The organism is Streptomyces sp. NPDC043738, from assembly GCF_056436545.1.
In genome coordinates this window covers 134,687-143,748 of the sequence record NZ_JBWKCJ010000024.1, presented here as the reverse complement: position 1 = coordinate 143,748, position 9,062 = coordinate 134,687, and the positions used below count along the sequence as shown (strand labels likewise).

General features: G+C 75.1%; 6 protein-coding genes. All 6 read left to right on the top strand.

Translation table 11 applies throughout. The features are described 5' to 3' along the window. The first annotated feature begins 386 nt into the window (after nt 1-386). The 6 genes from AC0680_RS27670 to AC0680_RS27645 all read left to right on the top strand — a co-directional run bounded on the left by AC0680_RS27670 (nt 387) and on the right by AC0680_RS27645 (nt 8,802). Nucleotides 387-3,539, top strand: coding sequence for an alpha-N-acetylglucosaminidase (locus AC0680_RS27670; protein WP_478633756.1), 3,153 nt, complete (start codon nt 387-389; stop codon nt 3,537-3,539). Between the two features lie 48 nt (nt 3,540-3,587). Next, nucleotides 3,588-3,818 (top strand): DUF397 domain-containing protein, encoded by a 231-nt coding sequence (locus AC0680_RS27665; RefSeq protein ID WP_384436519.1) that lies wholly within the window; start codon nt 3,588-3,590, stop codon nt 3,816-3,818. Nucleotides 3,819-3,958: 140 nt separating this feature from the next. Beyond that, nucleotides 3,959-5,929, top strand: coding sequence for a hypothetical protein (locus AC0680_RS27660; RefSeq protein WP_478633752.1), 1,971 nt, complete (start codon nt 3,959-3,961; stop codon nt 5,927-5,929). A gap of 100 nt (nt 5,930-6,029) precedes the next feature. Next, entirely contained in the window at nt 6,030-6,944 is a 915-nt protein-coding gene (locus AC0680_RS27655) for a metal-dependent hydrolase (RefSeq protein WP_478633750.1), read from the top strand. A 1-nt stretch (nt 6,945) separates the two neighbouring features. Next, nucleotides 6,946-8,043: a PDR/VanB family oxidoreductase gene (locus AC0680_RS27650; protein ID WP_478633748.1), complete on the top strand. Its 1,098-nt coding sequence runs from the start codon at nt 6,946-6,948 to the stop codon at nt 8,041-8,043. A gap of 57 nt (nt 8,044-8,100) precedes the next feature. Beyond that, nucleotides 8,101-8,802, top strand: a complete 702-nt coding sequence (locus tag AC0680_RS27645; RefSeq protein ID WP_478633745.1) for a TetR/AcrR family transcriptional regulator — start codon at nt 8,101-8,103, stop codon at nt 8,800-8,802. Nucleotides 8,803-9,062 lie beyond the last annotated feature (260 nt).

The following is a 9,062-nucleotide window of genomic DNA, read 5'->3' as shown; positions in this document are numbered from 1 at the left end:
GTTGGTTGCGGGAGGGGGAGGTGGGGGGGGGGGGGGGGGGTGGCCCTGCTTCCTCCCCCCCCCCCCCCCCCCCCCCCCCCCGACCCGCCCCCTCCCGTTGTGGGTGGGAGAAGACCGTGGGGGTGTACGTCAGCCCTCGTGTGCAGGTAGTCGAGTGAGGGGGCCCGCCCCCACCGGCCTGTCTTCCCACCCACCCACGGGAGGGGACAGACCGTAGGACGAAGTCCGTAGGGCTGTCACCGCACCCGAAAACACCACGCCCGCCGCAGGCGAAACGGCGAGCAACACCCACGGCGGGAAAGCCGAAAACGTGGGAAGCAAGCCAAGCGCAGCGCTACCGTGCGGACGATACGGACCGTCGTTGTTACCACCCCCTGGGGGGACACGTGAGCCGACCGTCACCATCACGACGCGCACTACTGGGAACCGCCGGGGCGATCGGCGCGGGGGCGGTGCTCGGAGCGGCCGGGCCAGGGCGGGGCGCCAGGCGGGCACCGGCGGCCGCCTACGACGTCGCGCCGGTGCGGGCCGCACTGGCGCGTCTGCTGCCCGGCCACGCCGACCAGTTCGAGCCGGTGCCGCTCGTCGTCGACGGCGGCACCGAGCGCGGCACCGACCGCTTCCGGGTGACCGGGCGGGCGGGCCGGATCACCGTCGCCGGGACGACGCCCGCGGTGCTGCTGACCGGCGTCAACTGGTATCTCAAATACACCTGCCGGGCCCATCTGTCCTGGGCCGGGGACCAGCTGGCGCTGCCCGATGTGCTGCCCGACCCGGACGCCCCCGTCGAGCGCGCCACCTCGCTGCCGCACCGCTTCGCCCTCAACGACACCCACGACGGATACACCGCCCCGTACGCGGACTGGCCGCGCTGGGAGCGGCTGATCGACGTGCTGGCGCTGCACGGGGTGAACGAGGTGCTGGTCACCCCTGGTGCCGAGGCCGTCTACCACCGGCTGCTGACCGACTTCGGCTACTCCGACGCCGAGGCCCGCGGCTGGCTGCCGGCGCCCTCCCACCAGCCGTGGTGGCTGCTGCAGAACATGAGCGGCTACGGCGGACCGGTGAGCCACCGGCTCCTGGGCAGGAGGGCCGCTTTGGGGAGACGGATCTGCGACCGGCTGCGTGAGCTGGGCATGCGTCCGGTGCTGCCCGGCTACTTCGGCACCGTCCCCGGCGGCTTCGCCGACCGGAATCCCGGCGCCCGCACCGTGCCGCAGGGCACCTGGTCGGGCCTCGCCCGACCCGACTGGCTCGACCCGCGCAGCCCGGTCTTCGCCGCGGTGGCCGCCGCCTTCTACCGCCACCAGGAACAACTCCTGGGCCCGGCAGACCACTTCAAGATGGATCTGCTGCACGAGGGCGGCGACCCCGGGGACGTACCGGTGGCCGACGCCGCGCGCGCCGTCGAGAAGGCCCTGCGCACGGCTCGCCCCGGCGCCACCTGGGTGATCCTGGGCTGGCAGGACAACCCGCGGCGGGACCTGCTGGACGCCGTCGACCACGACCGGATGCTGATCGTGGACGGCCTCAGCGACCTGGACACCGTCACCGACCGCGAGCGGGACTGGGGCGGGGTGCCGTACGCCTTCGGCTCCATCCCCAACTTCGGCGGCCGCACCACCCTCGGTGCGAAGACGCACATCTGGGCGAAGCGCTTCACCGCCTGGCGCGACAAGCCGGGCAGCAGGCTCGTCGGCACCGCGTACATGCCGGAGGCCGCCGAACGCGATCCGGCGGCCTTCGAGCTGTTCAGCGAACTGGCGTGGCGGGAGCGCCCGGTGGACCGGGCGGCCTGGTTCGACGGCTATGCCGACCTGCGCTACGGCGCCCGCGACGACCGGGCGCGCGCCGCGTTCGCCGCGCTGCGCACCAGCGCGTACGAGATCGCCAGCCAGGACGGCCGTCCGCACGACTCGGTCTTCGCCGCCCGCCCCAGCCTGGCCGCCCGCTCCGGCACCACGTACGCCACCCACTCCCCCGCCTTCGATCCGGCCGCGTTCGACGCCGCGTTCGCCGCGCTGCTGCGCGTCCGCCCCGGGCTGCGCGGCAGCGACGCCTACCGCCACGACCTGACCGACGCCGCCCGCCAGGCCCTGGCCAACCGGTCCTGGCAGCTGATCGGGCAGCTCCAGGACGCCTACCGGCGCAAGGACCGGGCGGCCTTCGGCGCGCTGTCCGGGCTGTGGTTGCGGCTGATGCGGCTGAGCGAGGAGGTGACCGGCGCGCACCGGCGCTTCCTGCTCGGGCCCTGGCTGGTGGACGCCGAGGCGATGGCGTCCGACGAGGAGGAGGCGGCGCAGCTGGTACACAGCGCCCGCGCGCTGATCACCACCTGGGCGGACCGGCCCACCGCCGACGGCGGCAGGCTCGCCAACTACGCCAACCGCGACTGGCACGGTCTGATCGCCGATGTCCATCTCCCGCAGTGGCAGGCGTACTTGGACGAGCTGGCGGACGCGCTGGCCGCGGACCGACCGCCCAGGACCTTCGACTGGTACGCCGTCGAGGAGCCCTGGACCCGCGAGCGCAAGAGCTATCCGCTGCGCCCCACCGCCGATGCCCACCGCACCGCGCGCCGGGTCCACGACACCCTGGCCAAGGCCCCGTACCAGGGCACGATCACGCTCACCGCCGCCCCCTCCGCGCTGCCGCCGGGCGGCCGCGCCACGGTCACCGCGGCGCTGCGCAACGTCAACGGGCTGCGGGCGACCGGCCGGGTCGACTTCGCGCTGGACGGTCTCGACGCCACTGCCTCGGGCCCGGTGTCCCTGCCGTCGGTCCCGCCCGGCGGCACCGGCCGGGCCCGCTGGCGGGTCACCGCCCCGGCCGGTCCGCCGACCGCCCCGCTGCGGCCGCTGCCGTACGACCTGAGCGTCGCGTACGGCCCCCGGGGCGAGCCGCGGGTGCGGGCCGCGCGGCACGGCACGCTCTTCGTCGCCGGACCGCTCGATGCGGGCCTGGAGACGGTGACGACGAACGCCGCGGTCTTCGGCCAGCTGGACGACCGCTTCGCGATCGACGGCGCGGGCGCGGACCTGTGGAAGGCCACCGCCGAGTTCGGCGCGGTCTTCCGGCCGGGCGCGCTGGCCGCCGGCGGGTCGGTGACGGCCGAGGTGACGGGGCAGGGCGCGACCGGCCCCTGGGCCCGTGCCGGCCTGATCGTCCGCAACCGCCTCGCCCCCGCCCCGGGCTCGCCGGACGGCCTCGGCTTCCTCAACCTCTCGGTGACGCCCTCCAACGGCGTGGTGCTGTCCTACGACGCCGACGGCGACGGCGCGCTGGACACCTACCGGCGCCTGACCGGCGTCACCGCGCCCGTGCTGCTGCGGCTGCGGCGCGACGCGGACGGCGCACCGCGCGCGGGCACGTACACCGGATCCTGCTCCACCGACGACGGCGCGACCTGGCGCGAGATCGCCACCGTCACCGTCCCCGGAGCGGCCCCGCACCAGGACACCGGACTGCACCAGTCCGCCGCCAACTCCGCCTCGGGGGAACGCGGTACGGCCGAGTTCCGCCGCTGGAAGCTCACCTGACCATTGCGTACGCTGACCGCAACGGTCCACGAGCGAGGGGAACACGGTATGAGTGCCGCAGCTGAGAAGGAGTGGCTCTACGCCCTCGACATCACCGACGCCACCTGGCAGCGCCCCCCGGGCAGCGCCGAAGAGGCGGTGGAGATCGCCTTCCTGGAGCGCGGTGCGGTGGCCATGCGCAACTCCATGGACCCCGATGTGGTACTGCGCTACACCGAGGCGGAGTGGCGGGCCTTCGTACTCGGCGCGCGGGACGGCGAGTTCGACCTGCAGCAGTAGCGTCGGCCGGTACGGCGGTCATGCGGCCACCGCGGTCGGTCCACCGCGGTGGCCGCGGCCGTGTCCGGCGCCCGTTCGGCGACCGTCCGGGCGCCCGGTCACACCGGTGACCATCGCAGGATTCACTCGTTTCACCGAACGTGAAGCAGCAGCTGCAGGCGCCCTCCCCCCGTCCGGACCGCTCCGACCCCAGCGGCCTCGCCGACCTCGGTGATGTCATCGACGTCGAGCAGGCCGAGGCGGCGCTGGTCGAGCACTACCCCCGGCTGGTCCGCCTGGCCTACCTCGTCCTGCCGCCCGGCCGGAGCCGCAGCCGCCGGGTGCTGGCCGCGCACGGCGTGGTCCAGCGCGCCCTGCCGCGCCAGCGCGCCTCCATCCGCGGTCTCGGCCTGCCCACCCAGCGGGCCGGCACGGAGGCGGCGATCGACCCCGGCTACGCCTTCGTACGGCTGCGGGTCCTGCGCGCCGCGATCGCCGCCGGGCGCGCCCGCCGCCTGCCCACCCCGCCGCCCCTGCTCCCCCAGGTCTGGGGCCTGAGCCTGTTCCCCCGTTCCGGCGGCGCGGACGAACTCGCCCTGGACCAGGCGCTGTCGGCGCTGTCCGGGCCGGGCCGGGCGGCGTTCGTCCTGCGGGATCTGGAGCGGCTGAGCGCGCCCGAGGCGCGCCGGGTGCTGGAGGCCGCCGGGGTCGCGGACCCGCGGGACGCGCTGGACGAGGCGGAGGAGGCCGAGACGCCGGCCGGCAGCCGGGACCGGTCGCTGCTGGAGTCACCGGAGTTCGACGCATGCGCGCTGCAGGCCCGGCCGACGGATCTGATCCGGCGGCGGCAGCACGGCCGCGCGGTACTGGCGGCGGGCGCGGCGGTGCTGGTGTGCGGGGCGTTGCTGGGGCTGCCGGGCGACGGCTGGGGCCCGGACGGCGCGGCCGCCCCGGAGTACGCACGCAACGCCGCGTCCGAAGCGGCCCTGGACCCCGGCAAGTTGACCGTGGCGTCGGCGTCCGCCTGGCGGACCGCCGCCCGCCAGGACTTCGCCGCCTGGCCGGCCCGCGGTGACCGCGTGCACGACAAGGCACTGCTGCGCCGCGCGCTGGCCGTATGGGCCAGGCCGGGAGCCGGGGTGCCGGTCTCGGCGACGCCCGGCACCCCGGCCGGCCCGGCCGCGGGGCCCGCCCAGCTGCTGTTCGCCGGGGTGGTGGACCATGCGGTGGTGGTGCTCTTCCACGACGGGCTGCGGGTGGTGCGCTACGCCGAGTCGGCGGACGGCGAGGGGCAGTCCGAGGGTACGGGCGCGGCGCTGGACTTCGCCCGTACGGACGGCGCGGCGGCCGACTCGGCGAGCGCGCTGGTGGTCAACCGCACCGAGGGCAATGTCCGCTATCTGACGGCCCCTTGGGTGAAGCGGGCCCGGCTGGTGGATCTGCTGAAGCCGGACGCGGCGGGCGAGGCCACCCGCATCGACGCACACGGGGTGACCGCCCCCGTGCCCGCGCCACGACCCACCGAGACGTGCACGACCTGGCCGGCGCTGCGCATGGGCGGCCGGCTCCTGACCGATCTCGGCGAGCTGGCCCCGGCCCGGCTGACGTACGGCACCCCGCGCAAGCCGGGCGAGGTGGCCGCCCCGCAGGCCCGGACGGCCTGGGCGAGGACGGCCTGCCAGCTGGCCGCGGTCCGCGGCCAGGGCGTCCGTGCGGTGAACTCCTGGGAGTTCGCCCGGCAGCCGCTCCCCGGTGGTGCGGGCGAAGCGGCCTGGCTGTGCACCCGCGCCGAGACCTGGCGCGGCCCGGGCAGCCGGACGACGGCCCAGATCCAGACTCCGGCGCCGGCCGGCCGGCCGTACGCACCGGGTGTGGTGGCGGCCCGTGCCGAGGGCGGTACGGCCTGCGGTCCGCGGGCGCCCCGCGCCCTGGCCGGGGTGCTGTGGAAGGGCGCGGACGGCCGGCGGTGGCTGCTGGCGGCGGGCAGCGACCAGGTCGCGTCGATCAGCGTGACCGGCGGGGTGCGGGGCCAGGCGCCCGGCCGGCTGCTGTCGCTGCCCGCGAAGGAGGGCGACCGGGCGGAGCTGGCGGGCCGGCTGGTGAACGGCAGGAAGATCGGGGCGCTGGGCTGACGGTCCCGGCGGGTGCGCCGCGGGGCGCCCGCCGGGAAATTGTCGAGCTTTCGCCGTCCGAGGGGTATCGGCATTCCTTACCCGTCAGTACATTGACGCCATGTCTAATACGGCCTCGCTGCGGCCCCAGGCGGTCGCGTCCGAGCACATCCCGCTGAAGCCCCGCAACGTCGCCTTCGACTGGGCCGACACCCCGCTGCACTGGATACCCGGCGATCCGGACAGCACCCACACCATCAATGTGCTGCATCTGCTGCTGCCGGCCGGCGAACGGTGGTTCGTGCGGGTGTACAAGCAGGTCCTGCCCTACATCCGCGACGAGCGGCTGCGCGCGGACGTCATCGGCTTCATCGGGCAGGAGGCCATGCACGCACAGGCCCACGACGAGGTGCTGCCGCACCTGAAGGAGCGGGGGCTGGACCCGACCCCGTACACGGCGCAGGTGGACTGGCTCTTCGAGAAGCTGCTCGGCGACCGGACCCTGCCGCCGGGCCGGGCCCGCAAGTGGTGGCTGCTGGAGCGGGTCGCGACGATCGCCGCCATCGAGCACTACACCGCGTTCCTGGGCGACTGGGTGCTCAACGCCGAAGCGCTGGACGCCAGGGGCGCCGACCCGATGATGCTCGACCTGCTGCGCTGGCACGGCGCGGAGGAGGTCGAGCACCGGTCGGTGGCGTTCGACCTCTTCATGCACCTGGACGGCGGCTACCGGCGGCGGGTGCGCACCTGGGCCACGGCGTTCACCGCGCTGGTGTTCCTGTGGCAGCGCGGTACCCGCTTCTTCATGGAGAACGACCCCTCGCTGGTCGACGGCAGGGCCAGCTTCCGGGAGTTCTTCCGCGCCGGCCGACAGGGCGTACTGCCGACCGCGGGAGCCATGGCGCGCTCCATCCCGCAGTACCTCAGCCGCACCTACCACCCCTCGCAGCACGGCAGCACCACGCAGGCCGTCGCCTACCTCGCCGGGTCCCCCGCCGCGACCGCGGCCGAGGCCCGCACCGCCGGAGGTGCCTGAGATGCCCCGTATGCGGACGCTGGTGATGGCCGGTGCGGCGCTGCTGGTCGCCCGGAGGGCGCTGCGCCGGCGGGTCAAGGCGTCGCCTCTGTGGCCGATGCCCGCGCTGGAGGAGCCCGTCTCGGGCAGGGGCCGCGACGGCGCCGGCCGGGGCTCGGGCGTACGGCAACTGACCGTGGTGGAGCGGACCGCGGAGGCCGAGGGGGTGGTACGGCTGCGGCTGGCGGGCGCGGAGCTGCCCGCGTGGGAGCCCGGCGCGCATCTGGACCTGGTGCTGCCGTCGGGGGCGGTGCGCCAGTACTCGCTGTGCGGGGACCCCGCGACGCCCGATGCGTACACCATCGCCACCCGGCTGATCGAGGACGGCCGGGGCGGCTCGCGCGAGGTGCACGAGCTGCTGCACGAGGGGACGGTGGTGCAGGCGCGCGGGCCGCGCAACCGCTTCCCGCTCCACGACAGCCATGCCTATGTCTTCATCGCGGGCGGCATCGGCATCACGCCGATCCTGCCGATGGTCCGGCAGGCCGAGCGCGAGGGGGTGCCCTGGCAGCTGGTGTACGGCGGGCGGTCGCGGGCCTCGATGCCGTTCCTGGCGGAGATCGAGAAGCTGGCGGGGGCCGGCGCCGACCGGGTGACGGTGGTCGCCGAGGACGAGGACGGGCGGCCCGACCTGGCGGCGGTGCTCGCCGGTGCGCCGCCGCACGCGGCCGTCTACTGCTGCGGGCCCGAGCCGCTGATGGCGGCGGTCGAGGCGCTGCTGCCGACCGTGTCCGAGGGACTGACGCTGCACACCGAGCGGTTCGCCCCGGTCGCCGACGCACCGTCCGGCGGGAACACCCCGTTCGAGGTGGAACTGCGCCGCACCGGCCGTACGGTCACGGTCGCCGCGGACACCAGCGTGCTGCGGGCGATCCGCGACCAGGCGCTGCCCGACCTCCCGTACTCCTGCGAGCAGGGCTTCTGCGGCACCTGCCAACAGCGGGTGCTGTCCGGTGAGGTCGACCACCGCGACGAGCTGCTGACCGACGCCGAGCGCGCGGACTCGCTGCTCATCTGCGTCTCGCGGGCCCGGGGCGGAGGTCTGGTGCTCGATCTTTGACGACTTCGCGTCCTCGCGCGATTCCGTGCCGCGCCCCGGATGGTTAGGCTGGTCCGCATGACGACCGGGGCGCGACGCAGGATGGGCGTCGAGGAGCGGCGTGATCAGCTGATCGCGGTCGCCCTCGATCTGTTCAGCCACCGTTCCCCCGAGGACGTCTCGATCGACGAGATCGCCGAGGCGGCGGGCATCTCGCGGCCGCTGGTCTACCACTACTTCCCCGGCAAGCGGCAGCTGTACGAGGCCGCGCTGCGGCGGGCCGCCGAGGAGCTGACGTCCCGGTTCGTCGAACCGCACGAAGGCCCGCTCGGTGCCCGCCTGTTGCGCGTGATGGAGCGTTTCTTCGACTTCGTCGAGGTACACGGCCCCGGCTTCTCGGCGCTGATGCGCGGCGGTCCGGCGGTCGGCTCGACCCGGGCGAGCGCGATGATAGACGGGGTGCGGCAGGCCGCGTACGAGCAGATCGTCGCCCATCTCGAGGTCCCCGACCCCACCCCGCGGCTGGAGTTGGTGGTGCGCTCGTGGATCTCGCTGGCCGAGACCACCGCGCTGCTGTGGCTGGACCGGCGCAGCATCCCGCGCACCGAACTGGAGCGGCAGCTCGTCCACGATTTCGCGGCGCTGGCGGCGGTGAGCGCGGCGTACGACGAGCGGATGGCGCAGGTCGTGCGCCGGATGCTGGCCGACGAACCGGCGGACGGGATGTTCGCGGATCTGGTGGGCCGGCTGATGGCGCTTCCCGCGCCTGCGCTTGGTTGACCTCCCCACGTTGTCGGCTGGCCCGCCGTGGGGGTTCCTCGCCGTTGCCCGTTCGCTGCGCTTTGCTGCGGCCCACGTTGTCGGCTTTCCCGCCGTGGGAGGTTTCGCGCCGTTGCGCCTGCGGCGGGCGGGGTCCGCTGCGCGGGGCTGTTCGGCTGCCGGTGACGGGGGGGGGGGGGGGGGGGGGGGGGGGGGGGGGGGGGGGGTGGGCGTGCGAGCCCGCCCCCAACCCGCCCCCGCCCCCATCGCCCGGGTGGGAG

Coding starts and splice junctions, on each gene's coding strand:
- AC0680_RS27665 (WP_384436519.1), top strand. CDS start 3,588: ATGAGTGCCGCAGCTGAGAAGGAGTGGCTCTACGCCCTCGACATCACC.
- AC0680_RS27655 (WP_478633750.1), top strand. CDS start 6,030: ATGTCTAATACGGCCTCGCTGCGGCCCCAGGCGGTCGCGTCCGAGCAC.
- AC0680_RS27650 (WP_478633748.1), top strand. CDS start 6,946: ATGCCCCGTATGCGGACGCTGGTGATGGCCGGTGCGGCGCTGCTGGTC.
- AC0680_RS27645 (WP_478633745.1), top strand. CDS start 8,101: ATGACGACCGGGGCGCGACGCAGGATGGGCGTCGAGGAGCGGCGTGAT.